General features: G+C 48.5%; 34 protein-coding genes. 30 read left to right on the top strand and 4 right to left on the bottom strand.

The annotated features are described in order from the left end of the window. Positions 1–98 precede the first annotated feature (98 nt). The 5 genes from gpmA to GNP95_RS00275 all read left to right on the top strand — a co-directional run bounded on the left by gpmA (position 99) and on the right by GNP95_RS00275 (position 2767). Positions 99–848 carry a 2,3-diphosphoglycerate-dependent phosphoglycerate mutase gene (gpmA, locus tag GNP95_RS00295; RefSeq protein WP_155608947.1) on the top strand — a complete coding sequence of 250 codons (750 nt, stop codon included), beginning with the start codon at positions 99–101 and terminating at the stop codon, positions 846–848. 90 nt (positions 849–938) lie between these two features. Next, on the top strand, positions 939–1652 hold the full coding sequence (locus GNP95_RS00290) for a glycoside hydrolase family 73 protein (protein ID WP_155608946.1): 714 nt from the start codon (positions 939–941) through the stop codon (positions 1650–1652). An 83-nt stretch (positions 1653–1735) separates the two neighbouring features. Further along, the gene (locus GNP95_RS00285) at positions 1736–1831 is read left to right on the top strand and encodes a dihydroorotate dehydrogenase (protein WP_155608945.1); all 96 of its coding nucleotides are present in this window, start codon (positions 1736–1738) and stop codon (positions 1829–1831) included. 85 nt (positions 1832–1916) lie between these two features. Further along, positions 1917–2294, top strand: coding sequence for a hypothetical protein (locus GNP95_RS00280; protein ID WP_196427022.1), 378 nt, complete (start codon positions 1917–1919; stop codon positions 2292–2294). A gap of 158 nt (positions 2295–2452) precedes the next feature. After that, positions 2453–2767, top strand: coding sequence for a hypothetical protein (locus GNP95_RS00275; RefSeq protein ID WP_155608943.1), 315 nt, complete (start codon positions 2453–2455; stop codon positions 2765–2767). A 295-nt stretch (positions 2768–3062) separates the two neighbouring features. Here GNP95_RS00275 and GNP95_RS00270 read toward each other — a convergent pair whose 3' ends face one another. Both GNP95_RS00270 and GNP95_RS00265 read right to left on the bottom strand, forming a co-directional pair. Beyond that, complete coding sequence (locus GNP95_RS00270) at positions 3063–4253, bottom strand: tyrosine-type recombinase/integrase (protein WP_155608942.1); 1191 nt, start codon at positions 4251–4253, stop codon at positions 3063–3065. A gap of 966 nt (positions 4254–5219) precedes the next feature. Then, positions 5220–6008 (bottom strand): helix-turn-helix domain-containing protein, encoded by a 789-nt coding sequence (locus tag GNP95_RS00265; RefSeq protein WP_196427021.1) that lies wholly within the window; start codon positions 6006–6008, stop codon positions 5220–5222. A 140-nt stretch (positions 6009–6148) separates the two neighbouring features. On the opposite strand from GNP95_RS00265, the gene GNP95_RS00260 reads away from it, so the two are divergent. The 19 genes from GNP95_RS00260 (at position 6149) to coaD (ending at position 18275) form a co-directional block, all read left to right on the top strand. After that, positions 6149–6328 (top strand): helix-turn-helix domain-containing protein, encoded by a 180-nt coding sequence (locus tag GNP95_RS00260; protein ID WP_155608940.1) that lies wholly within the window; start codon positions 6149–6151, stop codon positions 6326–6328. Between the two features lie 65 nt (positions 6329–6393). Continuing rightward, the gene (locus GNP95_RS00255; protein ID WP_155608939.1) at positions 6394–6714 is read left to right on the top strand and encodes a hypothetical protein; all 321 of its coding nucleotides are present in this window, start codon (positions 6394–6396) and stop codon (positions 6712–6714) included. A gap of 142 nt (positions 6715–6856) precedes the next feature. Then, positions 6857–7111: a hypothetical protein gene (locus GNP95_RS00250; protein ID WP_155608938.1), complete on the top strand. Its 255-nt coding sequence runs from the start codon at positions 6857–6859 to the stop codon at positions 7109–7111. 56 nt (positions 7112–7167) lie between these two features. Next, positions 7168–7512, top strand: coding sequence for a helix-turn-helix domain-containing protein (locus GNP95_RS25940; protein ID WP_230873618.1), 345 nt, complete (start codon positions 7168–7170; stop codon positions 7510–7512). A 45-nt stretch (positions 7513–7557) separates the two neighbouring features. Further along, positions 7558–7827 carry a hypothetical protein gene (locus GNP95_RS00240; protein WP_196427020.1) on the top strand — a complete coding sequence of 90 codons (270 nt, stop codon included), beginning with the start codon at positions 7558–7560 and terminating at the stop codon, positions 7825–7827. A 5-nt stretch (positions 7828–7832) separates the two neighbouring features. After that, positions 7833–8621 carry a helix-turn-helix domain-containing protein gene (locus GNP95_RS00235; protein WP_155608936.1) on the top strand — a complete coding sequence of 263 codons (789 nt, stop codon included), beginning with the start codon at positions 7833–7835 and terminating at the stop codon, positions 8619–8621. A gap of 66 nt (positions 8622–8687) precedes the next feature. Continuing rightward, entirely contained in the window at positions 8688–9143 is a 456-nt protein-coding gene (locus tag GNP95_RS00230) for an ArpU family phage packaging/lysis transcriptional regulator (RefSeq protein WP_155608935.1), read from the top strand. A 28-nt stretch (positions 9144–9171) separates the two neighbouring features. Then, the gene (locus GNP95_RS00225) at positions 9172–9666 is read left to right on the top strand and encodes a hypothetical protein (protein ID WP_155608934.1); all 495 of its coding nucleotides are present in this window, start codon (positions 9172–9174) and stop codon (positions 9664–9666) included. Then, entirely contained in the window at positions 9644–9886 is a 243-nt protein-coding gene (locus tag GNP95_RS00220) for a hypothetical protein (protein ID WP_155608933.1), read from the top strand. The genes GNP95_RS00225 and GNP95_RS00220 overlap by 23 nt, the downstream gene beginning before the upstream one ends. Beyond that, on the top strand, positions 9876–10205 hold the full coding sequence (locus GNP95_RS00215; RefSeq protein WP_155608932.1) for a hypothetical protein: 330 nt from the start codon (positions 9876–9878) through the stop codon (positions 10203–10205). The genes GNP95_RS00220 and GNP95_RS00215 overlap by 11 nt, the downstream gene beginning before the upstream one ends. 126 nt (positions 10206–10331) lie before the next feature. Then, complete coding sequence (locus GNP95_RS00210) at positions 10332–10895, top strand: HK97 family phage prohead protease (protein WP_155608931.1); 564 nt, start codon at positions 10332–10334, stop codon at positions 10893–10895. After that, complete coding sequence (locus GNP95_RS00205; RefSeq protein ID WP_155608930.1) at positions 10879–11445, top strand: hypothetical protein; 567 nt, start codon at positions 10879–10881, stop codon at positions 11443–11445. The genes GNP95_RS00210 and GNP95_RS00205 overlap by 17 nt, the downstream gene beginning before the upstream one ends. 19 nt (positions 11446–11464) lie before the next feature. Further along, the gene (locus GNP95_RS00200) at positions 11465–11758 is read left to right on the top strand and encodes a hypothetical protein (RefSeq protein ID WP_155608929.1); all 294 of its coding nucleotides are present in this window, start codon (positions 11465–11467) and stop codon (positions 11756–11758) included. A 6-nt stretch (positions 11759–11764) separates the two neighbouring features. Beyond that, complete coding sequence (locus tag GNP95_RS00195) at positions 11765–12091, top strand: hypothetical protein (protein ID WP_155608928.1); 327 nt, start codon at positions 11765–11767, stop codon at positions 12089–12091. Between the two features lie 82 nt (positions 12092–12173). Next, positions 12174–12299, top strand: a complete 126-nt coding sequence (locus GNP95_RS26665; protein ID WP_413773724.1) for a zinc finger domain-containing protein — start codon at positions 12174–12176, stop codon at positions 12297–12299. 108 nt (positions 12300–12407) lie between these two features. Continuing rightward, entirely contained in the window at positions 12408–16754 is a 4347-nt protein-coding gene (locus GNP95_RS00185) for a phage tail tape measure protein (RefSeq protein ID WP_196427019.1), read from the top strand. A 9-nt stretch (positions 16755–16763) separates the two neighbouring features. Beyond that, entirely contained in the window at positions 16764–17090 is a 327-nt protein-coding gene (locus GNP95_RS00180) for a hypothetical protein (RefSeq protein WP_155608927.1), read from the top strand. A 71-nt stretch (positions 17091–17161) separates the two neighbouring features. Then, positions 17162–17779 carry a 16S rRNA (guanine(966)-N(2))-methyltransferase RsmD gene (rsmD, locus tag GNP95_RS00175; protein ID WP_155608926.1) on the top strand — a complete coding sequence of 206 codons (618 nt, stop codon included), beginning with the start codon at positions 17162–17164 and terminating at the stop codon, positions 17777–17779. Continuing rightward, positions 17763–18275: a pantetheine-phosphate adenylyltransferase gene (coaD, locus tag GNP95_RS00170; protein ID WP_155608925.1), complete on the top strand. Its 513-nt coding sequence runs from the start codon at positions 17763–17765 to the stop codon at positions 18273–18275. Before rsmD ends, coaD begins: the two co-directional genes overlap by 17 nt. 41 nt (positions 18276–18316) lie before the next feature. On the opposite strand, the gene GNP95_RS00165 is transcribed toward coaD, so the two are convergent. After that, positions 18317–19570 (bottom strand): nucleoside recognition domain-containing protein, encoded by a 1254-nt coding sequence (locus GNP95_RS00165; RefSeq protein ID WP_155608924.1) that lies wholly within the window; start codon positions 19568–19570, stop codon positions 18317–18319. Between the two features lie 113 nt (positions 19571–19683). Here GNP95_RS00165 and GNP95_RS00160 point away from each other — a divergent pair, with 113 nt between their 5' ends. Then, entirely contained in the window at positions 19684–20721 is a 1038-nt protein-coding gene (locus tag GNP95_RS00160; RefSeq protein ID WP_155608923.1) for a SepM family pheromone-processing serine protease, read from the top strand. Here GNP95_RS00160 and GNP95_RS00155 read toward each other — a convergent pair whose 3' ends face one another. Continuing rightward, positions 20722–21981: a nucleotidyltransferase gene (locus tag GNP95_RS00155; protein ID WP_155608922.1), complete on the bottom strand. Its 1260-nt coding sequence runs from the start codon at positions 21979–21981 to the stop codon at positions 20722–20724. It abuts the gene before it with no gap. Between the two features lie 290 nt (positions 21982–22271). Here GNP95_RS00155 and GNP95_RS00150 point away from each other — a divergent pair, with 290 nt between their 5' ends. The 5 genes from GNP95_RS00150 (at position 22272) to GNP95_RS00130 (ending at position 25790) form a co-directional block, all read left to right on the top strand. Next, positions 22272–22790, top strand: coding sequence for a YceD family protein (locus GNP95_RS00150; RefSeq protein ID WP_155608921.1), 519 nt, complete (start codon positions 22272–22274; stop codon positions 22788–22790). 52 nt (positions 22791–22842) lie between these two features. Continuing rightward, positions 22843–23016: a 50S ribosomal protein L32 gene (gene rpmF, locus GNP95_RS00145; RefSeq protein ID WP_055108505.1), complete on the top strand. Its 174-nt coding sequence runs from the start codon at positions 22843–22845 to the stop codon at positions 23014–23016. A 203-nt stretch (positions 23017–23219) separates the two neighbouring features. Beyond that, on the top strand, positions 23220–23816 hold the full coding sequence (fapR, locus tag GNP95_RS00140; protein WP_055108504.1) for a transcription factor FapR: 597 nt from the start codon (positions 23220–23222) through the stop codon (positions 23814–23816). After that, on the top strand, positions 23800–24804 hold the full coding sequence (plsX, locus tag GNP95_RS00135) for a phosphate acyltransferase PlsX (RefSeq protein WP_155608920.1): 1005 nt from the start codon (positions 23800–23802) through the stop codon (positions 24802–24804). Before fapR ends, plsX begins: the two co-directional genes overlap by 17 nt. Further along, positions 24801–25790 carry a beta-ketoacyl-ACP synthase III gene (locus tag GNP95_RS00130; protein ID WP_155608919.1) on the top strand — a complete coding sequence of 330 codons (990 nt, stop codon included), beginning with the start codon at positions 24801–24803 and terminating at the stop codon, positions 25788–25790. The genes plsX and GNP95_RS00130 overlap by 4 nt, the downstream gene beginning before the upstream one ends. Positions 25791–25809: the final 19 nt, after the last annotated feature.

Here is a 25809-nt window from a genome sequence, read left to right as displayed (position 1 = left end):
CATCCTCCTCATAGGTTATGGTAAGTAGAAACAGGGTTAGGTTTCCCAGATAGGGTAAAGATATTCGTAGAACATAACCTGGAAAGGAGAGATAGACCATGCATAGGCTTGTGCTTGTACGGCATGGCGAGAGCGAGTGGAATAAATCAAATTTATTTACCGGCTGGACGGACGTGGACTTGTCGAGCAAAGGGGTCGATGAAGCTAAAGAGGCGGGGAAGCTGCTGAAAGAACATAAATTCGATTTTGATATTGCATACACCTCTTATTTGAGAAGGGCGATCAAGACGTTGTATTTTATTCAGGATGAGATGAATTTGCTGTGGATTCCTACTTATAAAACATGGCAGCTAAACGAACGGCATTATGGTGCGCTGCAAGGCCTCAGCAAGCTGACGACCGCTCAGAAATACGGGGAGCAGCAGGTCCAGCTATGGCGCAGAAGCTATGATGTGCTTCCTCCCGCATTGACCAAAGATGATGAGAGATATCCGCGAAATGACCCGAAATATAAGGATGTGCCCGACCAGTTCATTCCAGTAACGGAGAGCCTGAAGGAGACAATTGTGCGGGTAGAAGATTATTGGCTGCGCGAGATCAAACCGCAAATTCTGGCAGGCAAAAGAGTGATTATCGCGGCTCACGGGAACAGTTTGCGGGCGCTCGTCAAATATTTGGACAACCTGAGCGCGGCTGAGATCATGCAGGTTAACATTCCGACAGGAACTCCGCTCGTCTATTCGCTGGATGAGCAGCTTTTGCCTGTGGAGAAATACTATCTCGGCAGCGACACGAGAATCGAACATAAAATTGAAAAAGCAGCCGACCCTGACCGGGTTATGGAGTAAAATAGGCCGCGATGTCCAAGCGCTCCTCTTTGCAGCATCATGTACTGTAGGAAGAAAACTTTTCTATAGTATAGCAAGGGTGGGATCCGCATGAATCCTGAGGAATTTATCGCAAAAATCGCCCCTGCGGCGCTCAGGGATTGGCGCGGCAGCGGTGTATCGGCAGCGCTGACCATCGCCCAGGCGATTCTCGAATCGAATTGGGGAACGAGCGCGCTGGCCGTACGGGCAAACAATCTGTTTGGAATGAAAGGGACAGGTTCTGCGGGGAGTATCACCCTGCCTACGACTGAATATCGCGCAGGGGTCCCTTATACGGTCCAGGCAGCCTTTCGGAAATACAAATCATGGGAAGAGTCCGTTGCCGACCATACCAGACTGCTGTTGAACCAACGTTATCAGCAGGTTCTCCGCCGCCCAGGCAAAGAGGCTGCCCGCTACGTTGCGGCAGCAGGTTATGCCACTGACCCGAATTACGCGAACAAGCTGATTGCACTGATTGACAAATACGCTTTGAACCATTATGACGCAGAAGGGGGGGAGGAGCCGATGACGGTAGAGGAGAAAAAGCAGTTTGAAGCACTCAAACAGACGGTAGAGCAGCAGGCGAATCGTATCGCAGAGCTTGAGAAGCGGGCCAATTTGAAGACGCCGGATTGGGCCAAAGAAGCGATAAAGGCCGCCGTAAATTACGACAAGAAGCATCCGCTAATCCAGTCTCCCGAGCAAGGCAGCTATGATTTCTACCGATTAATTACGATCATGTACCGCAGAGGATTGTTCAACAAGCCGGATGCAGGATAAGCATACAGTTTTACAGCTTGCCCAAACCTCCTATCACGCCTATGAATATATTTATATTATTCAGAGGCAAAGGAGGTATCCCTATGGGCGAAATTGGAGGAGCAGGACTGTGGACTTCAACTGGGGTAATACTCGTACTGTTCATTCTGTTGGTTATCGTTTCCCGCGCTTGGATCTAATCTTGCAGCTGAAGTTTAAGTAACGCAGGTCCGCCGGGCATTGCCCGGCGGATTATTGTTTGTCGCTACCAATTTTACTTTTCCTATGAAAATTCAGCAGGAAATAACGGACGTTGCTAATCACATTCCTACACCTGAAGCGGTCAAGGAAGGGATTCTTGACACTTCATTTGCCGCATACAACGACAATAATGGGCAAGGTGATTTCGCCATTACTTACGGTAAAGAAGGCAAGGTCAATAATATAGTCGTAAGCAATATCACAGAGCCTCAAGCCTTAGACATAGATCATAACAGTACCAATGAATTTATCATTACATACAGTTTGGATTTTCCTGAGTATAGCCATGCACCAACGTTAAGCTGGGACGATGTTTACGAGTTCGACATAACTAAAGAGGAGTTCGTGCTTGCTAGCGCCAATTACCCCGATTATTACAAGAACACTTACATACCAGCCTAGAATCAACGCATCGCTGCAAGTAGTGATTCCCTTGAACAACAATCCCTTTCTGTACTTATGCAGGCTGCAGAGGGTAATCGAAGCAAAGGTATTAAACAATCTACTGCAGATCGTTACAAAAAGATCATTTATTTTATATTCATGGCATAACGCTTGGCATGAATATAAGCGAGGCTATTTCCGTTTTGGGTGAACCGGACGAAAGTTTTGAGGTCAATTCAAAAGTATGTATATGGTATCTGGATAATAATTTGGAGCTAGTAGCCGAATATGCTATCGATACGATTCATTATATTGCTTTGGGGGAATTCAAAAAGGATGTACTGGAACAGAGCATGGTCGTCTTAGGTGATCCTGCGGAAGCAGGTTCAAACGAGTATCATTATATTTCTGGAGATCAGCGTTTGAAATTTCACGTTATGCCAGGGTCCGGCGACTTTAGAGTGCAGCTATTGGACTCGGAAGCAGCCTAGAGCCCGATAAGAGTCCGAATAATAACTTCGGACTTTTTTTGTAGGGTCATCCAAGGTTTTGACGTTCCCAATCCACAAAAAAAGGACAAAAGCCCTCGTAGAATTCTACGCTACGAAGGCTTTTGTCCGGGCGCCCCTCGCGGGACGCCCATCATGGGAGATGTCAAAATTGAATATTTGGCGATTGTTGAGAACCAAGAGATACCTTGATATATAAGGGATTCAGCAATGTAGGTGATAGGACGTTATTGGGTGTTTTTGTGGATTTGGTCATCAATTGGTCATCAACTGGCAATTAAGATTGAACTTTAATATCTAGCTGTTTTGGGGCGAGAAGATCGTTGAATGTCTCGGCCGCGGCCCGATCGGCTGATTCGATTACGTGACCGTAAACATTCATTGTTGTTCCGATCTTAGAATGCCCCAACCGGCTAGAAATGATCTTTGCGTGAACCCCCTGGCTTATTAACAAAGTGGCAGAGGTATGACGTAGATCGTGAAATCGAATGTATTTCAGTTCAGGATTTTTTTGATGGAATGCCCGCCACCGATCGCCAAGGGTTTTAGGATACAGCGGCCGGCCTGTTTCTCCGGCAAAAAGAAAATAGTGATCGCCGCCTTCCCAGGGCGCTTTTGAGTTTGATCGCTCCCTGGCCATATGCTTTTGATATTGCTTCAATTCATCGACGACAGAAGAGGGGATTACAATCTTTCTGAATGAGCTCGAGCGTTTCGGCCCTTTGATAACCGGCTCTCCATCTTTATACATCGGTATCGTCTGTTTAATATCGATTATGCCTTGTTCCAGGTCGATGTGCTTCCATTCTAAGCCCAGCAGCTCCCCACGGCGCATGCCGGTCGTAAGCGCCAGTAACACCTGCACCCTGAAGCTCGGTTCCTCGTCTTCAATGGCATTAAGAAGCTGAGCAACTTCTTTTTCGTTGTAATAATCCATCTCTTTCGGCTGCTCTTTAGGTTTGTCTACCCCATCCATAGGATTTGTCTTAAGGACTTTCCAGGCCACGGCCTTAGAGAATATGCTTCTTAGGATTCTGAAATTATACACCTGTGAAGACTCGCCGACTGTTTCGGCAAGCTTATCCATGTAGTCCGTAATGTGCAGGGTTTTAATCTTGTCCAATTGAACCTCCCCAAAATAAGGGATCATACGTTTTTCTACCTGATATGAGTAATTATAAGCTGTCGTCTCTTCAAGGTTTTTCTGAACAAACTTCTTAGTCCAGATTTCTACAAAACTTGAGAATGTCATCTTTTCCGGATTGATGTACTCCCCGGATTCCACTTCCATTTTGAACTTAGTTAGTTCATCATTTAAATGTTCTCTAAGTTTTCTAGGGGATTTAAGAATAGCGGGATCCTCAACCCTAAGCGTTTTGGTTCTCCGGTCTCTTGTTCCATCCGGGCGATATCCGACGTTGACAACAAAGAACCAAGAATTTTCCCCACGCTTTTGCATACTGGCCATGAATAGAGCCTCCTTTTCTCGTGATTTTGAACCATCAGATTAGCTACCCATGTATTATTATTCCTTTGCGATTTTAACGCCTCAAAACCTCTCAGAACGGCTCACAGCCCGCCCATGTACTTCAACATGTTGGTTACCTGATATATTTATCCAACACTTCCTCGAGATTGTGGGAAACAACCCCGTGCTTTGCGAGAACTTTATTTATAGCCTCTCGAGCTAGACTTCTGAGTATCTCAACTGAGCGATCTTCTACCAGTATGAAATTAAGGGTATAGCGCTTCTTTTTTGTCTTCGTCATGTAGTCACCTTTTTTCTTAATCGGGATTTTTATCGACCTACATCAGTTTTCTCCCTGAACCCGAATACTGTTCGTGTTCGGACTTTTGTTTGGACTTTGTATTGGTTGCTCAAAAAAGACCGACCAATAAGACCGCACGATGTCGTAAGTTACGGAACTTCAAAGGCTTCCCTCAATTTGATGACAACCTCAAATTCGCTCCATGGCTTGCTTTATCATTATTTCGGCTATGGTGTCGTATAGGTCAGAGAGCGCGGTGGAATTTTCTCGTTTAACTGCTACTATCTCGATCATTCCATTTGAGCCCTCAAACGTATACACACGGTCTGTTTCTTTTATTGGTCTACGTCCATTCACAATGCAATCCTCCTTGTTGAAATTGGTAAACCATACGCAAATTGCTTAGGGTATGATTTAAGAGAATTTTAAGATTCACGTCAAATTGACGACAACCTTGCGGGTTCCGAATTTCGGAAGTGCAAAAGTTCGTTTCCGAAGTAAAACAACTCATTATATTTAGCGAACAGGGACACGATCATGTACCTAATAACAATCAAGATCAGGGACACGATTGTACCCCCCATACCCCTCTTCGTTCTCCATTTTAGGAACCTGCTTTCTTATCAGGGAAGAGAGTCTGCAGTATGTCCAATATGCGTTGGTGATCATTGAGAATCGTCTCCTATTATCTCGTCAATAGTTGACAAAGCCTCTAGATATCCCATTAACTTATGCCTGCTCTTTTGTGAAATCAGCCTATTGTTGAAGCGAATTATGATCGACCGATCGGGAAGCGCCTCTGACAAATCAATTATTGTAAAGTTGGTTTTCTTTTCACCAATAACTATTCCGTGCTTATCTGCTATGGATATTAACTCTCCAAGGAAGTCCTTTTCACCTCTATATTTGGGCAAAGCGTTTTTGATGGCGGTGTAGTTATAAACACGGTTAAACCTTTCGCATATCTCGTCATTTAATCCTTCATCAACGTAGTAATCAGGTCTTTTCAGATATTCGTCTTCGTAGAACTTATTAAAATCATGAGCTGAGTCGTTTCCTTCACTTAGAAGCAGATGCCCCCCAAATATTCTGAAAATGTCATCATGCAAATAGTCGGGAAAATAGCCATCATCATCGGATAATGCTTTCAATACTTCAGTTGTTCGCTCGAAGTCCTTCCATCGTTCATTATTAATTTCCTCGAACAATATTTTATCCTCTGATGTATGCCTTTCGTTCCAGTAACCTGCTTTGATCATTAATTCCTCATAACTGATTCCTAACGCTTCTGCGAGCTTCCGAAGTATTTCGGGCGATGGAGGTTCACGTCTTCCGTTTTCAATATGGGATAAATAGGATTTCGACAGATTAACTTTAGTTCCAAGAACTTCTAAGGTCATTTTTTTGCTCTCTCTTGCAGTTTTCAGATGTTTCCCAAATTCATTTGAACTCATCATAGGCCCTCCATTTCATTAAATTCATTATATTGAGTATACAGACAGAAAACAATATATAAATTTGTTGACTGATAGTATAATCGGTGTTATTGTATACACACAGACAACAAATTATAAAAAGTTAGCGAGGTGTAAACATGGAACGGATGACAGTTGAAGAAATGGCGAAGTACATCGGCGCTTCTGCCGTTAAAGTTTACGCAATGGTTAGGGCGAACGAAATTCCGCATTACAAGATCGGAGCAAAAATCTTGTTTCGTAAATCGACGATTGACCAATGGATCGCAGAGCAAGAAGCACAGGCCAGTGGAAAGTAACCAACAAAGTTTTTCGTTGGTCGATCTTTGGAAACAGCACAACACAAACGAAAGGAGGCAATTCCATGAGCTTAGAACTCACTTGCGCCAAGCACCGGATCGCGCTGGAGAAGAAGCACTTCCCAAACGGGGTAACGCCGAGGGAAATCAATCTGCTCGATGATGTTGAGCAGTTGCTCCAACGGGCATATCAAGCCGGCGCGCAGTCGAGTAATGACGTACAAGCCTGGTCAAACCAATCAGCCTTCGGTTATGCGATCATGGCCGCAGAGCGTGTTGGTTTCAGTGAGAGCGACACTCAGCGACTGATTCGCGCGCTTCACAACCGGTTTGACGTGGTTTCGTTGGAAAAAGCAGCAGAGCATTATCGCCGTTCGTCTTATTGAATGATAAACAAAAGGATTTAAGGCGGTTTCTGGCGGTTTTGAGACGTTATTTTTACAAAGGAGTGTAAATGTACACTTTCGGCGATTAAACCGTTACACCCATCTAAAAACCATCCATTACTTGATGAAGGAGGATATGAGCATGAAGGTACAAATTGAAGGCGACCTGTTTATTGAATCAGACCCCTATAATTTCATTCTTAAGGAGCAAAAGGCTCGGCAAGATGGGAGTGGGGATGGAAAGATTGTGATTCATGGTTATTTCTCAACGTTAGAAAGTGCCGCTAACCATGTTGTAAAGATGAAGATCAAACAATCCACCGCTAAGACCCTGCAGGAACTGGTTTCTGACGTTCGTAGCATCAAGGAGTATATTCATTCCCAATTAGGGATTTGACGGCCGTAAACCTGTCTCAAACGCTTCAAAACTAATATATAGGAGGTCAGTACTTTATGCGTAAACGTAATGTTCGTCCGGCGGCGCCGGCAGTAATCATCAAGCAAGTTGCCCCGGCCGTAGAAGTTATCGAACGGTTGCCCCAGATTGACCAACAAACAGTAATGACGCAGCTGGCTCAGATGGTTGCCCAGCAGCAGGCTAAACTAGAAAATCCAGAGCCTCAGACAATGGATGTGAAGGAGGCAGCGGCGTTTTTAAGGATGTCGCCTTGGACAGTGCGCGATATGGTCCGCCTGAAACAACTTCCCTTTTTCCGTCTAAGGTCAAGGATATTTTTCCGTCGCTGCGATCTCGAAGCTTGGATTTCTAGCCAGGTAAATGACTGTGTTGGAAAGTAGGTGAGCATCATGAACTCTGAAAGAAGGAAGATGACAGTTATTCTCTTGAGATTAGCGAGAGAATTAAACGCGCGACAAAATAAGCTGGCCCGCGAAGAAGATTATGACTTTTCCCTTCAAAGAGAAATCAACTCCGTGTTTTATGCGATAAGTGAAGTACATTCTATCGCTCACATGGATCCGATCGATACAGCGATTCATCGAACGGCATTTGATTTCGTCGATGGAAAAATTAAGATGGGCAAATGCCTGCGGGAAATCGAGCGTCATTTGAATATGCTCCACAAAGGATCTGGAATGAAGAACCGGCGGTGAGGTGAATGGCACGAAAAAGGAATTTCTTCACTCCATCAAATGACATATTTGAATTTGGCCTAAATCCATTTCAATTATCCGTGTATTTCTATCTTGCGCGATGTGCGAATAATGCAAAAGAAGAGGCGTTTCCTAGCTATGCCACAATCGCCGAGAAGACTGGAATGAGTGAAAGGAAAGCAAAAAACGTCGTTAAGGAACTTGTCTCCGCAGGATTTATAAAGAAGCAGCGTCGTTGGGGAGAAAGAGGAGGTCAGAGCAATGTATATGTTGTCGAAGATCCTCTTACCGTCGAATTAGACGGTGCTAGAGGGGTCAAATCTGACACCCCTAATATGAAAAATAGTGAAGAATCCAGTAATGGCAAGGGTTCTGGCCACATATTAGGTACACAATCGTACACCCCACAAACTGTTAAAAGTGCATACGATGCACTTAATGGGGTGCATGATATGCACTCACCTAGTGCACGTGGTGCACAGTATAAAGAACTATATATAAATAACAAAGATTATAAAGAAAAAACATACATCGATTTTGATAAAATCGACGATCATTCCTATTTCCAAATTTATAACTCGGTTTATAAAGAAAGGTTTGATAAAAACCATCCGAGAATTACGGAAGATCAGCTTCGAAGACTTGAAGTCGATATATGTGATTTGATCGAATGCGATATTAGCGATGAAGAATTTGAGGAAGCAGCAAGAAATCATCTATTTAACTTGCCACCTAAAAACGATGGGAAGATATTCCCTTTCATTGAAGCGTGGAAGCGGCACTTTGAGGTATAAAAAAAGCTCTCCAAAAGTGGAAAGCTGGTCTCGACAACCACAATTCTACCACAGGAGGGCTGGATAATGCGAGCTATAGATAAGTTACCCACTGCTATAAAGAAAGAGATTCGCAACACGATGGAAGACATGTTTGAGCGGTATCACCTTTCTAAATACACCTTGTTTCAAGCTAGAGAAAGCAGCGTAACAGCAAGCTACGAAGAACGTCCGAGCGGGCCAACCAATGTCATTAGTGATCCAACAGCTCAGGCAGCTGTTCATAACGCGGATGAGCCCGCCCGGCGTCAGGCGTTCTGTGAACGGATAGAACAAGCCGTTGCCCAACTCCCAGCTGAAGAGAGAGAAGTTATCACAGAGCGCTACATGAACCGTGACTTACCCTTTGATTTCACGGTTTATACACAGCGATTAGACCCGCCGATTAGCGTGGGCACCTATACAAAAATTAGGATCAGGGCTTTTGTACTTCTGGCATTAATGCTTGGTATTCAGGTGGAAGGGCTTCAAGAAGTCTGTTAAATAAAATTTATAGAAAAGGATGATTAACATGAGTAAATTAAGAGAATTAACAAGTGGCTACACATTCGATAATAAGCCGATAGCATTCGCCGATTTTTTAGAAACATTAGCTGGCAGCGGAGAAATTTACGAAAGAGTATACGGGGAGATCCTTGAGGCGTCCCTTGATACTCCAACTACATTCGAAGATGTCTTTGAAATCATTGTTCCAATCACAACGGAGATTTTGACCTTTACCCAAGAGGAACAACCAGAAATCTATCGTGAGCTGCTAAAAGACATCAAAAAGGCACATGATCGATTGCTTAAATGCAGGGAGTATAAAGAGATCATTATTGACAAGAGTGTCGATTCACCTAAGGAAGCGGATGACAAACTGACAAAGGTAATTCAATTTACTGAGAATAGGTGGGTTTTAGAAGAACTGGATAATCGGTTGGGTTCAGAAGGGTATCTCAAAGCTATACTTCTTCGAACTGTCAAATATAAGGGTGAAGATCATGAAGACCAGTCAGGCGAATAACTTTGCTGGTATTGGATCGGCTCGGGTTGCAGACATCCTTTATCGGCGTGCTGCTCAGACCTACCTTCCAGGTCCTGCTTCTCGCTATAGAGCAGAGGATGGTTCTATCTGTATTGATAAGGTATTGATCGGCTTGAGGGAACTAGGCGCTGATACTACTGAAATAGAGGCTTATTTGGATAGCATCTTTCCGAAAGGGAGCGACGATCATGAGCAATAATCTGCATCCCGACGTACTTTTAATCATCAGGAACGATTACATTCGGCGCATTAAAGATGGGGAAAACCTTTCGCCTGAGGAGCTAGAGGATTTGCTCAAGATTCAAGAAAATGCCCTCTTAGACTATTTGAAAGTTGTTGATAATTCTGCCGCATTAGCTAAACAGTTGCTAGAGGAGATTCGCTCGGATTATCAGATAATGGCTGAATTTCTAGAGGATCGCGGTTTGTCTCAAGAGTATGAATTATTCTACACCAAGTTTAAGAAGGATGTCAGTCAGGAGGATAGTGGGATCGATGAAAAAAACAATCGACATTGAAAACCTCATTCTCTATCTTCAAAGCATTGGACGAGATACCAGCGAGCTAGAGGCGTTGGTGAAGGAAATTAGGGAAAAACGCGCAGTCACTAAATAGGAATTAGTTATAGAAGGGAGGTGTTGTTATTGGAGAAAGCTATATTCGGGTGCGCAATACCTTTTGAAGATTACCCTTGCTGGAGCTATGACGAAGATAGTAGGACACACACATTTGAACGTGTGAATCCATTAGGGATCATGACTGATGGAATGGTTGGAATGCTAGAAGATCATTCTTTTGACAAACAACTGGGCCGTACGGACAATGGAACACTAAGTCTGTACATCAATAATCGCGGCCTATTCTTCCGTCTCAGGCCAACAAATAAAGCGGCATACAGCTGCTATAAAAGGGTTAAGCGAAACGCATTGCGTCATTGTAGCATAGGTTACCTTTCCCACAAAAAAGATCTTATTCGCGTATCAGACGATGAAGAGAAAATCAAAAAACTCCAAGCCTCTGGAGATGAGAGGGTAATTTTCCAAGAGCTACGAGAAATTCAACTGTATGAAATAACTTTAACTAATCACCCCAAACAAGACTACACATTTTGCACAACAAACAAGAGAGACGAGCGTTTTGTTGGAATTGATTGGGATAAACCTATAACAATAACGAAGGGACGATTAAACCATGAGAACGACTGCTGAAATCACAAAGGATATCGAGCAAGAGAAAAAGCGCGGATCGGAGAAGGCTGTAGAGCTTCAAGCGAAGCAAGTCGAGAACCGCAAACATCTGGAGCAAGCGAATGAGCAATACTTAACGGCACTGGCTAGTGCCGCCGATGATGCAGAGATCGCGATACTCCAAGAGCAGGTGGAGGCTGCGGAGCGGACGATCAGACTCACAGACGATGCGATCAATGCCCTATTGAAAGGCAACCCGCGTATTCAGGCACTGGAAGCGGAGCGGGTCTCGTTGCTGATGTACACGGCTGATGATGTGAAGAAGAAGGCGACTGCCATTCACCAATCTATGAAGCAGCATCACGATGCACTGGCAAAGGGAGTCGATGAACTGAACTCAATGTATCATGCCTGGTACAGGGCTACTAGTTCGGCTAACAATATCCTTGAACAGTTCAGTTCAGAGCAAAAGGAAAAGTTCGGGCTGCCAGTCCTAATAGCTGAACAGAATCCAGTTGTCGCATTACTCAATTCACTTTTGATCGAGCGCCATCGCGCATTTCGGCATTAAGTAGGAAGGGGGAAGCAAGATGAACTTGCGGCAATCTGGACGATATGGACAGCAAGCGTGGGCTAACGTTATGGCAAGGATGGAGCGAACGGCGCCTCCGGGAATTATGGATTTGTACCATGCACTTCTTGCGAGAGGGCCAATCTCAACGACTGAACGGGGAATCGTGTCGGCTCAGCAAACAGAAAAACAACGATTCGAAAGAGAAGTTGCTCGTATATCAGCTGAAATGGATTCAGGAGAATACTTCGTTGAAATTGCGGAGGCTAAAGCCAGGTTTAAAGCATGGATAAAAGATATCAGAAAAGGATGAATTCATATGAAAACTCACTGTGATGCCGGCTGCCAGAAAGCATTTGAAGTGGAATCGTTTAAGACGGTCAACCTCAAGGATGGCATAGATAAACTATGTTTCGAATGCCCGCATTGCCAGCGTGAGTATGTGGCCTTTTATAGAGACGCTGAGATACGCAAGCTGCAGGCGCGCATACGGAGAGTACAGAGGCGGTTTGCTGATCCGAACGACAATCATAAGGATGCTGCGAAAAAGGAAGCAGAGCTGAAGGCGACGATCAAGGAGAAGATGGACGAGCTCCGGGCTAGGATCGAGGAACGCGAACGCATGCCCCCCTCCCTCGAATTTTGAGCCTCAGAGCGTTTTGGGACCGGCGTGGGCCCTTCGTTTGCAGCGCGGACAACTTTTTCACATTAAGGGGGGGGTGTGAGTAATTCAAGCTAAACGTCCGTTTCGATGTAGTAATTGTGGAAAATTACTTGGATTTATCAAAGGATTTGCTGAAATTAAGTGCCCAAGGTGCCAAAATTACAACGTTATTGATACATCAAAAAAATAATAGTTAATGATTTGAGGCCCAAGGAAGAGGCCCTGCCATAGTTCGTGGTTAGGGCCTTTTCTGTTTCTTCCACGAACTATGAGCCATTAAACTTAGGGAGTGAAAGAATTGGCAGATGAAATTGAAGTATCGAATCTAGTCACGAAGATAACCCTTGATGATACCGGTATTGAGCAGTCAATGGCTGCATTAGGCAGGCAAATGAAGGTTGTGCAATCGGAGTTTGCAGCAGCCTCTAGCAAGTTGGGAGAACATGAAAAGTCTCAGGAAGGTTTAAGGGTAAAGGCAGATTCACTAAGTAAGCAGATGGAAATCCAAGCGCAGCGGATCGCCAAACTCAAACAACAGCACGAGGCTGCCGTAACTGCTAAAGGTGCGGATGCGCGGGAGACCCAGAAGCTTGAAACCAGGCTTAATAAAGCTGTCACCGAGTACAACAAGTTGCATCATGAACTGAACGCGACGACCGAGGCGCTGAATAAGCAAACCACCGCATGGGAAAAAGCATCTAAGCAGATGGACGAAGCTGCAAAGAAAATGGACGCGGTAGCAAAACAAATGAGCGCTGCTGGACAGGCGTTAACATTGACCGTTACAGCTCCAATTGTAGGAGCTGGAGCAGCAGCAGCAAAAGCTAGTATCGACTTTGAAAGTGCTTTCGCTGGCGTAAGAAAGACCATCGACGCAACAGAAGAAGAGTTCCAACAATTTAGCCAAGAAATCCGGCAAATGTCCAAAGAGATTCCGCAATCAGCGACGGCTATTGCAGGAGTGGCTGAAGCAGCGGGACAACTAGGAATCAAGAACGAGGCAATCATGGGCTTTACGCGAACCATGAGTGACTTGGGTGTAGCAACCAACATGAGCGCCGAACAGGCAGCAACATCACTCGCTCGGCTGGCAAACATCACACAAATGCCGCAGGAGAACTTTGACAGGCTCGGCGCCACAATCGTTGATCTTGGTAACAATCTAGCTACTACAGAGGCAGAGATCGTCGAGATGGGGCTTCGGCTTGCAGGGGCCGGGAAGCAGATCGGATTGACCGAGGCTCAAATATTGGCGTTCGCTGGCTCCTTATCTTCCGTAGGTATCGAAGCTGAAGCCGGTGGTTCGGCGTTCTCGCGAGTCATGATTGAAATGTCCCAGGCTGTCATGACTGGCGGTAGTAATTTAAACACGTTTGCTGCAACAGCAGGGATGACAGCCGCTCAGTTCAAAACAGCATTTCAACAAGACGCTGCCAACGCATTGATTTCTTTTGTTGAAGGCTTAGGCCGCATGTCAGCGGCGGGCGAGAACACCTTCTCCGTGCTGGATGATCTTCAATTATCCGAAATTCGTGTGCGAGACGCATTGCTTCGTGCATCCAACGCTGGGGATCTCTTTCGTAACTCTATGGAGCTTGGAACGAGGGCATGGGAGGAAAACACGGCATTGACCGAAGAGGCAAGTCGGAGATATGAAACCACCGACTCGCAGTTACAAATCCTCGGAAACCGAATTGTTGAAGCGGCTATAACTTTGGGGGATGCTCTTGTCCCGGCTATTATGTCAGCTTTGGACGCCTTGGAACCTCTCTTTCAAAGTGTCGAGGAAGGCGCGAAATGGTTTGCTAGTCTTGACCCGGAAATGCAGCGGACAATAATAAGTATGTTAGCTATGGCTACAGCAGCTGGCCCTTTATTGGTGGTAACAGCTAAATTAGTAACCAGTTTTGCAGCAATGATCCCGGTAATCAAAGGTGTTGGTACGGCGCTACTGTTTCTTACAACGAATCCAATTGGCCTGATTCTTACTGCACTAGCAGCTGCGACCACAGCATTTTTCGCAATTAAAAACAGCATGGATGAGGCGAAGCGAGCTGCTGAAGAGTTAGCCCAGGCTCAAATGGAATTACAGGAAATACAACGCAACGGGATAGATCGGTCGGAAATTGAGTTAACGCAACAAAGGATAGACAAGATAGATGAACTAACCGACTCATATCAGCGACTGATTGACACCGCGGCCGCCACAAATGCCGCACAGATGGGTAATAACGTCCTCGCCTTAGACGTAGCAGCCAAAGAATTAGGCATTAGCTTAAGAGACCTAGAGGAAGCGGCGAATGATGTTGGTGTAACGCTTGATTTCATAGATGAAAATGGCCGGCTTGCAGCTACATCTATGGAGCAGCTTACCCAAGCAAAAATGGTATTAACGAAGGCTATTAAGGACGCCCAGAGAGAAACGGCAGTAGAAATAAATGAACAAGCTAGACAAATTGCAGTTCGTCATCAAGAAGTAAAACAAATTGAAATTCTCCTAAGTACTTATAAATCAGCAAAGAAAGGATCGGATGAGTGGCAAGCAGCACAAAAAGCACTCATCCAGCAGTTTCCGCAGTTTGCAAATGGAACAGAAATTAATACCGAAGCAATTTGGGGTTTGGTCGGGGCTAAGAAAGCAGAAATAGACGAAACTTGGCAAGCTATTCAGGCAAAGGCAACGGAGGCATTGCAAGAGAAGCAAACAGCAATTGCCAAGCAGGAGGCGGCCATAAAAATAGCCGAGTCGATCGTGGAAATCGCAGGTTCTTCAGGTCTCGCTGAGTCTGCACTCGCACGCATGAACGATGAATTAACCCGATTGCGTGGGGAGGCAGCAAGCCTGCAGGCGTTACTAGATATGAGGCCGGGGGATCTCCCACCACCTCCGGTAACTGTTCCGGGAGTTACAGTGCCAAAGACAGGCGGGGGGGCGAATAAAAAGAAAACATCTTCGGGATCGAAAACTAAAAGTTACACCAACGAAGCTCTGGACGAAGCTTACAAGCAACTTGAACATAAAAAGCGCCTTGACCAGATGACCCTCGAATCCGAGTTGGAGACTTTGCAGGCTATCCAAAAAGCTCACGTGAAAACGGCAGATGAGCGTATGGCCATCGAAGAGAAAATCTACGATGTTAAGAAACAGATAGCCGAGCGTGAAAAGGAGCTGCGAAAGGATGGATTTGAGTATGCGAAGCAGCAACTGCAGGCCGAATATGAGGACATGCTTGCTCGTGAAGGGCTGTCTGTCGAGGAACGTTTAAAGCTAGAAGAGGGTCTAACCCAGGAACAAATCTTACTGCACAAAGAATATATCAGTCAAATTAAAGATGATATGCAGGATCGTTTCAAAGCCGAAGATAAGTTGCTGAACGATCAAATCTGGAGCAATAAAAACTATCTGGAGAAGGTGCTGGCAGACAATCGCTATACTGCAGCTGAAAAAAGGGCTATTGAACGGGAGATCACCGAAGAGATCCGGAAGCAGACGAATGAGCGCCTGAAGCTTCAAAAGGACTATCATTTGGAAACTCTTAAGTTGGCAGCCGAGGAACAGAAGGCTCAAATCGATAGTATTAACAATTTTGCTAAGGCCGTTCAGGATGCGCTTAAGGCTAAGTACCAAGCGGAGAAGAAAGCAGAGGAAGAACGTCTCAAGGCAGAACAGCAGGCAAACGAGGAATGGAAGAGGTCGCAACTCGACGCGATCAAGACCGTTTATAACGCCCGTGTTGAAGCTGCCCAGAAGGCAGCTGACGCCGAGATCGAGCGCATCAATGCTGTGTATAATGCTCGCGTAGAAGCGATTCAGAAAGAGCTTGACGCGATGAACCAGGCCGAAAAACAGCGAAGCCGCGAGGAACTTGACGCGGATGATCAGAAGAAGATCGAACGGCTATCGGCTAAAATCGAGTTTGAACGTGACGATTTCAATCGGAAGCAACTCCAAGACGAGTTGAACAAAGTAATTGCCGGGATGAACGAGCGGCACCGGCAGCAAGAACTAGAGGATAAGAAGGAGTCGCTCAAGGAAGAGCAGCAAGCAATTAAAGACAAGCTTGCCGAGGAAACGAAGGCCATAAAAGATCAGCTCGCTGCCAAAAAGGAAATTATGGCGCAGGAGTACGAGGCGCAGCAGGCCAACATTAACGCCATATATGCAGCTCAAAAGGCTTCTCTAGACCAACAATTATTAGATGCCCAAGATCACTATAACAAGCTGCTGGAAGCCAAGTCCTTGCAAGCCGAAGCGGAGAAAATGATCATTCAGAATCAACAGGAGGATATACTGGTTCTCTTAGATGAATTCGGCGAAGGTTATCAGGCAGCAGGACAGACGTTAGGTGAAAAGTTGATCGCTGGGTTTAAGCCAAAGGTAGACGAGATATCCTCCATGATTGCCGGAGTGATTGCGCAGATCAACGCGGCTACAGCGGCAACAATGGCAGCAAGTGCGGCCGTAGCGAGCGGGGGCGGTTCTAGCAGTGGCTCGTCCAGTGGAAAAAGCAGCTCAGACTCGTCAATTCCGGTGGTGCGCGGCACGGTCGTCTCGGTTACACAAAACTTTAATTCTCCGACTACATCGCCATCATCATTAGCAGCCGCGGCAACGAAAACAGCACAAAAGCTGCTTGGCTTTTAGGACTTCGCTATGAAATTTGGTCATCAATTGGTCATCAATCCACAAAAAAAGGACAAAAGCCCTCGTAGAATTCTACGCTACAAAGGCTTTTGTCCGGGCGCCCCTCGCGGGACGCCCATCATGGGAGAGGAGAAACCGGACGAAGAGCTTATGGGGAAACGTAAGTCTTCTCCGCGGTTGTCTACGACATTTGTGATGTCGATATTTAAAGTTTGTCCCGGTTCGTTCTATTTATACCTGGGGATGAAAAAAATGTTAAGAAAGTTTTGCCGTCTTCTTTCAAGAAAACAGGCTGGTATAGCAGCAGTGCTTTTGCAAATTTCAATCTGCCATTGATTGTGGTACGATATCGACATACCATGTAAAAAGCATGGGCAACAGGTAATCCGAATAAGGTGTGAATATCGATGAGAGTAATTTCGGGAAGCGCGAAGGGCAGGCCGCTAAAGGCTGTTCCCGGCATGAGCACTAGACCAACCACAGATAAGGTCAAGGAGGCTCTATTCAGCATGATTGGCCCTTATTTCGAGGGCGGCACTGTGCTTGATTTATTCGCCGGCACAGGCGGGCTGGGAATCGAGGCCTTGAGCCGAGGCATGGATAGAGCAATCTTCGTGGATTTGGACTACAAAAGCGTAGAAACGGTAAAAGCAAACTTAAGGGCCGCGGGCCTCGCTGAGCAGGCGGAAGTGTACAAGAATGACGCGGAAAGAGCACTTAAGACGCTGGCCAAACGGGGGGCGTCTTTTGATCTTGTCTTCCTCGATCCGCCGTATCGGTTGAAGCATGGGGACAAGCTGATGGAGCGAATGGACGAGCTCAACTTGCTGGAGGATCAGGCGATCCTCGTACTCGAGTACGAATCTTCCTTCGAATATCAGGATCATTTCGGCCATTTTAGAACGATTCGCAAAACAGATTATGGAGAGACGGGAATTACGATTTACGTCTATGATAAAGATAACAGGGCGGAATCGGATTTGATGGAGAAGGAGGAGCAGCATCACCATGGAGAAACAACATGAGCTTCGGATCGCGGTCTACCCTGGCAGCTTCGATCCGGTAACGAAAGGGCATATGGATATTATTCAGCGTGCCGCCCGCCAGTTCGACAGGCTGATTGTGGCCGTACTGAACAATACAAGCAAAAATCCTCTATTTACGGTCGAGGAGAGAAAAGAGCTTCTTCTAAAGGCGACGCAGCATGTGCCCAACGTGGAAATCGACAGCTTCCGGGATCTGCTCGTCAACTATATGGACTACAAGCAAGCCCATGTCATCGTACGCGGCATTAGATCGGTTACGGACTTTGAATATGAGCTGCAGCTGGCATCGACCAACCACAAGCTGAACAGCCAGGTAGAGACAATATTTATGATGACCAATCCCAAATATTCCTACTTAAGCTCCAGTGTTGTCAAAGAAATCGCTGCCTTTCAAGGAGATGTGTCAGACCTCGTGCCGCGGGTAGTTGAAGAGGCGCTCAAGACTAAGTTTCAGTCCAAGCCTGCTAAAGCATGAATTTTCTGGAGGCCAGCTTCCGTGCCAGCGGTAAGGTCTTGTCAGGAAGTGCGTTTTGTCCTGAAATGCCTTGACCATAGAAAAGCGGCAAACAAAACGAGCATGATCAGCAGTCCGAGCATGCACAGCTGCCAGGAGACGACGCTGGAGAAGATTCTCCATTTCATCAGCGGCAGGCCTTCGCCCGGTACCCATGCTGCGGTTCCGTTCAGGCTGCCGTTGGCAGGGAAGGACAGCGGCATCATCGCAGCGAACGGCTTCCAAAGCAAGAGGGTTAATACATAAGCATACATGCCGTGAATGATGCGGTTGATCAGAAAAAAAACGCCGCTAAGCCCGGTCGGCTTCAGCGCTGCTCGTGCCTGCAAGTAGGCGCTTAGTCCGCTCCAGCCGAGCAAGGCGCCTGTAAGGGCTGCCGGCAGAGGAGAGGATAAGCCGGTCGTGACTAAAGCGTACGATCCAAGATGCACTTCAAGCAGGGCGGCGATCGGCTTGGCTGTCAGGGATGGCGATAGGAGCGGCGCCAGCCAAGAGGAAGCGATTTGTATGATGACGGCAAAAATGAGCATATATCCGCCCGTCGCCATCAATGTTTGCACGGACGAGCCAACAGAATCGCCAAGAAGCTTGCCGAAGCTGCGGCCGTCTTCGCGCCGCGCTTCTTCAATTTGGCGTATAGCGAGCTTCCACCGCGATTCAGCCGAACCGCTTCCCGTTTGATGTGAATCCGCCGGGCCAGTGTCTGATTGCTTGCGCTTAAGGCCAAAGGAGAGCCAGTTCATGGTGACTGCGGCGCTTAGGCCCGATGCCCAGTGTATGCCGAGCAGAAACAGCCCCAGTTCAGGCTGCTTCATATAAGCGGTGCCGACGACGATGACGATGAGCACGGGACTGCAGTAATGCGAAAAACTCGCCAATTTCTCCGCTTCATGTGCGGTGATCTTGCCTTGTTTATATAAAGCTGCGGCTGCTTCCGCGGCTGCAGGAAACCCCGCAGTCATGCCAAGAGGAAGCACCCAGCCCAGCGTGCCCGGCAGGCCGAGGATCCGGCGGGTGACCGGATCGATAAATGAGCCGAGCCCGTGGGCGTATCCCGTTGCCATGAGGATCTGAGAAAGCACGAGAAAAGGCAGCAAGGCGGGAAAGACGATTCTCCACCAAAGAGCGAGTCCTTGACTCGAAGCTTCAAAAGCTTGGCTAGGAGCATAAATAATGCAAATAACTAGCAGGACGGCGGTCATTCCCAGCAGAATCGTAGAGAGCAAGCCGCCGTTTCGAGAACTTTCGTGATTCATCGGGCGAATTCACCTCTTTATGAGCATATGAAAGGCTAGTACATGTCTATGCTCGTCTGTCCGTTGAAAGACCATCAGTTACACCGCTTGGTGAAAAGAGAGGGAGCAAAGAGATGCGTCAATCCAGATCAGCAGTCATAAAAGCGGGGTTATACCTGATTACGCTTGCCATTGTGGTGTATGTGGTTGTTTATATGCCTACGCCATATATGATCAATCAGCCTGGCACAGCGGAGGAAATCAAGCCGATGGTAACGATCCCGTCCGGGGATCCGGAGGAGAAGGGGGCGTTCATGCTGACGACCGTATCCGTAAGTTATGCTAATCTGGCGATGCTGGCAACCTCGCAGTTTCAAGCCCACGCTGAGGTCGTACGCAAAGAGCCGGACCGCAACGAAAAGGAGTATGCAACGCAGCAGCAGTTCTATATGAGCAATTCGCAATCGAATGCCATTATGGCGGCCTACAATTTGGCGAACGTAAAATATGAAATCGTGCCTGAGTACGTGTTCGTCGTGGGATTGTCCAAGACATTTGCTCCGAAGGGGGATTTTCAATCCGGGGATATTATTTCCGAGCTTGAGGGGCATAAGGTAAAGCGGTTTGAGGATCTCCCGGCGCTGCTTCAGGGCAAGAAAGCAGGCGATCAGGCAGAGGTCGTGCTGAGCCGCGGGGGCAAAGAAATCCGCCAGCTGGTGGAACTCGTCGAAATCGGGCAGGATGAGGCGCTGCCCAAGGCCGGTCTCGGCGTGAGCGTTGGCGAGGTCCGCAAGGTCATGCCTGCGGATAAGAGCAAGGAAGTCAAATTTGCCGACACCCGGATCGGCGGCCCATCTGCGGGGCTCATGTTTACGCTCGAAATATATAACCAGCTGACCCCGGGCGATCTTAGCAAAGGGTACCGGGTCGCTGGAACCGGAACGATTGCCGAGGACGGGACAATCGGCTCGATCGGCGGGGTGCAGTTCAAGATCGTCGCCTCTCACCGGGAGAAGGCGGAAATATTTTTTGTGCCGGAAGCGAATTATAAGGATGCCAAGGCTAAGGCGGATGAAATCGGCACGTCGATGAAGCTGGTCCCGGTCAAGCATGTTCAGGATGCGCTGCGGTATTTGCAGGATTTGCCCGCAAAAACGCCGCCGGGCACGTAGCTAGATCGTGATCGGCGGCTGGCGGAAGTCCCGGAATATTTCGGAATCATTCCGGTTAGGCATGGCGTTCGCATATGCTGCTGCAGCTTGAATGTCGAGCTCCAGGCCAGGATGGGAAAAGGCGGCGGCCCTGGTTACGATAGGCAGGGATGCGCTGGCCTTCATTTGTTTGAGCAGCTCGCGGCCTTTTCTGCTGAAGGCAAGTACTCGTAAATAGCCCGGGCCTTGGGCCAGCGCCTCCGGCGCCATCGCAAGCTTGCCGTGCTGCAGCAAAATATGGAGCAGCATTCGCTGCAGTTTTGTGTACGTATACCTTTTGGTCTTGAGCTTCTCCAGAAGCTCATCAACGGTCAGCTGGTTAAGCTGGGGAAGCCATTTTTTGATGCGGAATTCCAGGCCCTCGGTCACTTCATGGTGCTCAGCCAGCGTCTCCCGTGAGCTCGTCAGCAGGCGATGAAACAAGGGAGCGGCGAAGCTCTCCCAAGTGACAGGGCCCCGCCCGGAGCGGAATTCCCGGGCGAGAATTTCCGCCGTATAGGGCGGGATGTAAGGAGTGGCAGCGCTAAGGCCGCCTTCCCCCGCAATGAGCCCGCGTATGGCGGTGGCGCTGGCGATGCTCGCGGAGCCGGGTACGGCGTCGCGGTAGCCGGCGCCCTCGCGCCGCACCGTGAGCGGCGCGATCGCGCTGCCGAGCCGCTGCAGCGCGATGAGGTAGTGCAGCCCAAGGCTGTTGTTGGGCTGCTCCAGCAGCGCTCGCGCTGCAGCTGCGCTGGCAGCGGAGCCAGGGCCGCCCCCCGGCGGGGCGGCCACGCTGCGCGCGGCAGCGGCGGCGTAAGCCGCGGGGTAGCTCGCACCGGTGGCGAGCTCCTCCGCGATCGCCGCCTTGAGCGCGCCGCTCTCGCCCGCAAGCTGGCGGGCGAGCGGCTGCAGCTCGGCGAGCGTGCCCGCCTCGCTGCCGAAGCACAGATGCGATACGATGCCCGTCGCATCCAGCAGCGCTGCGGCGCCGTGCGCGAACCACTCGGCAGGTTGGGCCGCATAGGCGACCGGCAGCTCCAGCACGAGGTCGGCGCCGGCATGCAGCGCCATTTCAGCGCGCGCCCACTTGCTTACGATCGCGGGCTCGCCCCGCTGCAGGAAGTCGCCGCTCATAACGGCGACGACCGCCTCCGCTTCGGCAAGCCGCTTCGCCTCAGCCATATGATAGGCGTGCCCGTTGTGAAACGGGTTGTATTCAACAATTAATCCAACGACGTTCAATGCCGCATACCACCTTTACAGGCTTATCATTTATGACTATACCATGTTCGCCTGGGCATTTTGAAGAAAATATAGAGCTTTTTGGCTTTTGCTCCGCCGGATAATTTCGTTATGAACGGCTGATAACGGCCGCTAAAAAATGCGATTTGCGTTTCTGGCAGCATGTGCATGGACGTTTTGTGCGGGTATGTGTAATATTAATGATACGGCAGCTATTGTTTCCCGCTTTGCTGTTGACAAAACTTACTTAAAATCGGTATAATAATTTTTGTTTGTTTGGAGTGATACTCATGGATTTTAGATTTCGCCAGATGGCCTCTCACGACGGGCCGAAGCAGCTGCATGATGCTCTGGATATGAGTCATGTCGTCAAAGGGCGTAATGACATTCACGGCATGAGTCCGCTTGCATGCGACTTGACAGCTGTGTACGCGGAAGGGAACGTAGTTGAGGTGACAGGCACACTGTCCGCGGAAATGGACATGTCCTGCTCCCGCTGCCTTAAGCCTTTGAAGCATAAAGTCGATATCGAATTTGAGGAAACCTTCAAACGCATTGACACCCCCGTAGAAGAAGGGCAGAATGAAGAAGAGGATGACATTCGGCTGATTGCCGATGATCAGGTGGATTTGAATCCATATATTGAAGAGGCTTTGCTTCTCAATCTTCCATATGCTGCCGTTTGCAAGGAAGACTGCAAGGGACTTTGTCCCAGCTGCGGAACGGACTTGAACGAACGGGATTGCGGCTGCAAGAACGAGCGGATCGATCCGCGGCTGGCAGCGCTAGGTGACTTTTTCAAAAAATGAGATTACAATGTGACACCGTAATAAGGTTGACTTCATTAAGGAGGTGGGAACCATGGCAGTACCTCAACGGAGAACGTCCAAGACGCGCCGCGACAAACGCCGCACGCATTTCAAATTGGCTGTGCCGGGCATGGTAAAATGTGAACAATGCGGAGAATTGAAGCTTGCTCACCACGTATGTAAAGTATGCGGAACATACAAAGCAAGAGAAGTTATCAAAGGTTAATTCCAGATAATATCTCCTAAACAGCACTCCACGGAGTGCTGTTTTTTATTGCTCTATATGGAAATTGCAGGACGGATTATGAAATCTCTTTATTTTTGCAGGGAGATGTTTTATACTCTATCTTAGTACCAGGTTCTAAACCGAAGAGGTTCGTTTTACATAATAAATAAAGTGATCACTCGGGGGTGTTACCCATCGAACGTTTGCCCAAGAGGGCGAGGCAGCAGCAGCTCGTCAAACTGATCGAAGAGAATCCTTTTGTCACAGATCAGGAGCTGACCCGGCAGCTGAAGGTGAGCATCCAGACGATCCGGCTCGACCGGATGGAGCTCGGTATTCCTGAGCTGCGCGAGCGGATGAAGCTGATGGCGGAACGATCCTATGACCAGGTGCGTTCATTGCCGCTGCATGAGGTTATTGGTGAAATCGTCGATTTACAGTTGGATAAGAGCGGAATATCTATTTTTGAAATAAGCAAGGAACATGTCTTTTCACGGACGGGCATCGCGCGGGGGCATCATATTTTTGCGCAAGCCAACTCATTGGCCGTAGCGGTCATTAACGATGAGATTGCGCTCACGTTCTCGGCGGATATCCGGTTTATCCGTCCGGTTCATTTGGGCGAGAAGTGCATCGCAAAAGCATATGTTCGTCCAGTTTCCGGCAACAAGGGCAAGGCCAAGGTCGAAGTGTTCACCTACGTTGGCGAAGAGATGGTGTTCCAAGGGAACTTCGTCATTTACCGCTCCGCGGTAGAGGACAATAACGAAGGAGGAAGTCAGCATGAGAATCGCCATTGATGCCATGGGTGGAGACCACGCGCCGAAGAGCACGCTCGAAGGTGCCCTGGCCGCGGCCAAGGAATGGAATGATATCGAAATTATTCTCGTCGGTGACCAGGCGCGGCTCGAACCGCTGCTGAAAGATTCGGCTGTGCCTGCCAATTTGAAGATTCATCACGCTTCAGAGGTCATTGAGGCGGATGATGAGCCTGTGCGCGCGGTGCGCCGCAAGAAAGACGCCTCTATGGTCGTGGCGGGCCGGCTTGTGCGCGAAGGCGAAGCCGAAGCGATGATCTCCGCTGGCAACACGGGCGCGCTGATGACGACGGGTCTGCTCGTTGTAGGACGGATGAATGGAATCGAACGCCCAGCGCTGGCTCCGATGATTCCGACGGTGGACGAGCGGGGGGTGCTGGCGCTTGATCTGGGCGCCAACATGGATGCGAAGCCGGAGCATCTGGCTCAGTACGCGCTAATGGGCAGCATTTACCGGGAGAAGGTGCATGGCATCAGCCGTCCGCGCGTCGGCCTCCTGAATGTCGGCACAGAGGAAATGAAGGGCAATGAGCTGACGAAGGCGGCTTATCCGCTCATTCAGGAGCTTCCAATTCATTTCGTAGGCAATGTAGAGGCTCGCGATATTCTGACGGGTGCTTGCGATGTGCTGGTTTGCGACGGGTTCGCGGGCAATATTTTGCTGAAATCGCTGGAAGGCACGGCGGGTACGATATTCTCGATTTTGAAGCAGGAGTTCTCCAAATCGCTGAAGAACAAACTGGCGGCTGCCATGTTAATGCCTTCTCTCCGGGGAATGAAGAAGACGCTCGACTATAAGGAACACGGCGGAGCTCCGCTCCTTGGTCTCAGCGGACTTGTGGTTAAGGGGCATGGATCCTCTGATGGCGAAGCGATCAAGAATGCGGTAAGGCAGGCCAGAACAGCAATTCAGAGTCGACTGACGGAGAGCATAGCACAGGAAATCAGCGGGAAGCGAGTGGTAGAATGATGAAATCACGTTCAGTAGGCATTATCGGAACAGGTAAATACGTGCCTGAACGGGTGTTAACGAACGCCGAACTGGAGACGATGGTAGAGACTAACGACGAGTGGATAGTTTCGCGGACAGGAATCCGCGAGCGTCACATTGCGGCTCCTGATCAGGCGACTTCGGATTTGGCTTACGAGGCGGCTGTCCAGGCTTTGAAATCGGCAGGACTCGCCGCTGAAGATATCGAGTTGATCATTGTGGCGACGATCACACCGGATATGACGTTTCCGTCCACGGCCTGCATTTTGCAGGAGAAGCTCGGAGCGAAGAAAGCGGCAGCTTTTGATTTGTCGGCGGCTTGCTCCGGATTTGTATACAGCCTCGCAACGGCCAACGGCTTCATACAGACCGGGATGTACAACAATGCCTTGATTATTGGGGCGGATGCCTTATCCCGCATAACGGACTACACGGATCGCAACACGTGCGTCTTGTTCGGCGACGGGGCCGGAGCGGTTGTGCTTGGCGAGGTTCCGGAAGGCAGAGGTTTCCTGTCTTTTGATCTGGGAGCCGAAGGAGCAGGGGGAGAGCTGCTCAAGCTTGAGGGCGGCGGCTCGCGCTGCCCGGCATCTGAAGAGACGGTACGTAGCGGCAAGCATTTCATTTACATGAACGGCCGGGAAGTGTTCAAATTTGCCGTCCGCGTCATGGGAACGGCGACGGAGGAAGTGCTCCGCAAAGCCGGCAAGGACAAGAGCGAAATCGACCTGTTCGTTCCGCATCAGGCGAATATCCGCATTATTCAATCCGCTATGCAGCGGCTTGATCTTCCGGAGGAGAAATGCGTTATAAACGTGGATAAATATGCGAATACCTCGGCGGCATCGATTCCTCTTGCACTTGTGGAAGCCGTGGAGGAAGGCCGTGTGGAGGAAGGCGACACCTTGCTTCTCGTAGGCTTTGGCGGCGGCCTCACTTGGGGCGCATCCGTGCTTGTCTGGTAATCATACTATGGATTATGAT

Source organism: Paenibacillus woosongensis, from assembly GCF_009725165.1.
GTDB lineage: Bacteria > Bacillota > Bacilli > Paenibacillales > Paenibacillaceae > Fontibacillus > Fontibacillus woosongensis.
This window is presented reverse-complemented; position numbering and strand designations above follow the sequence as displayed.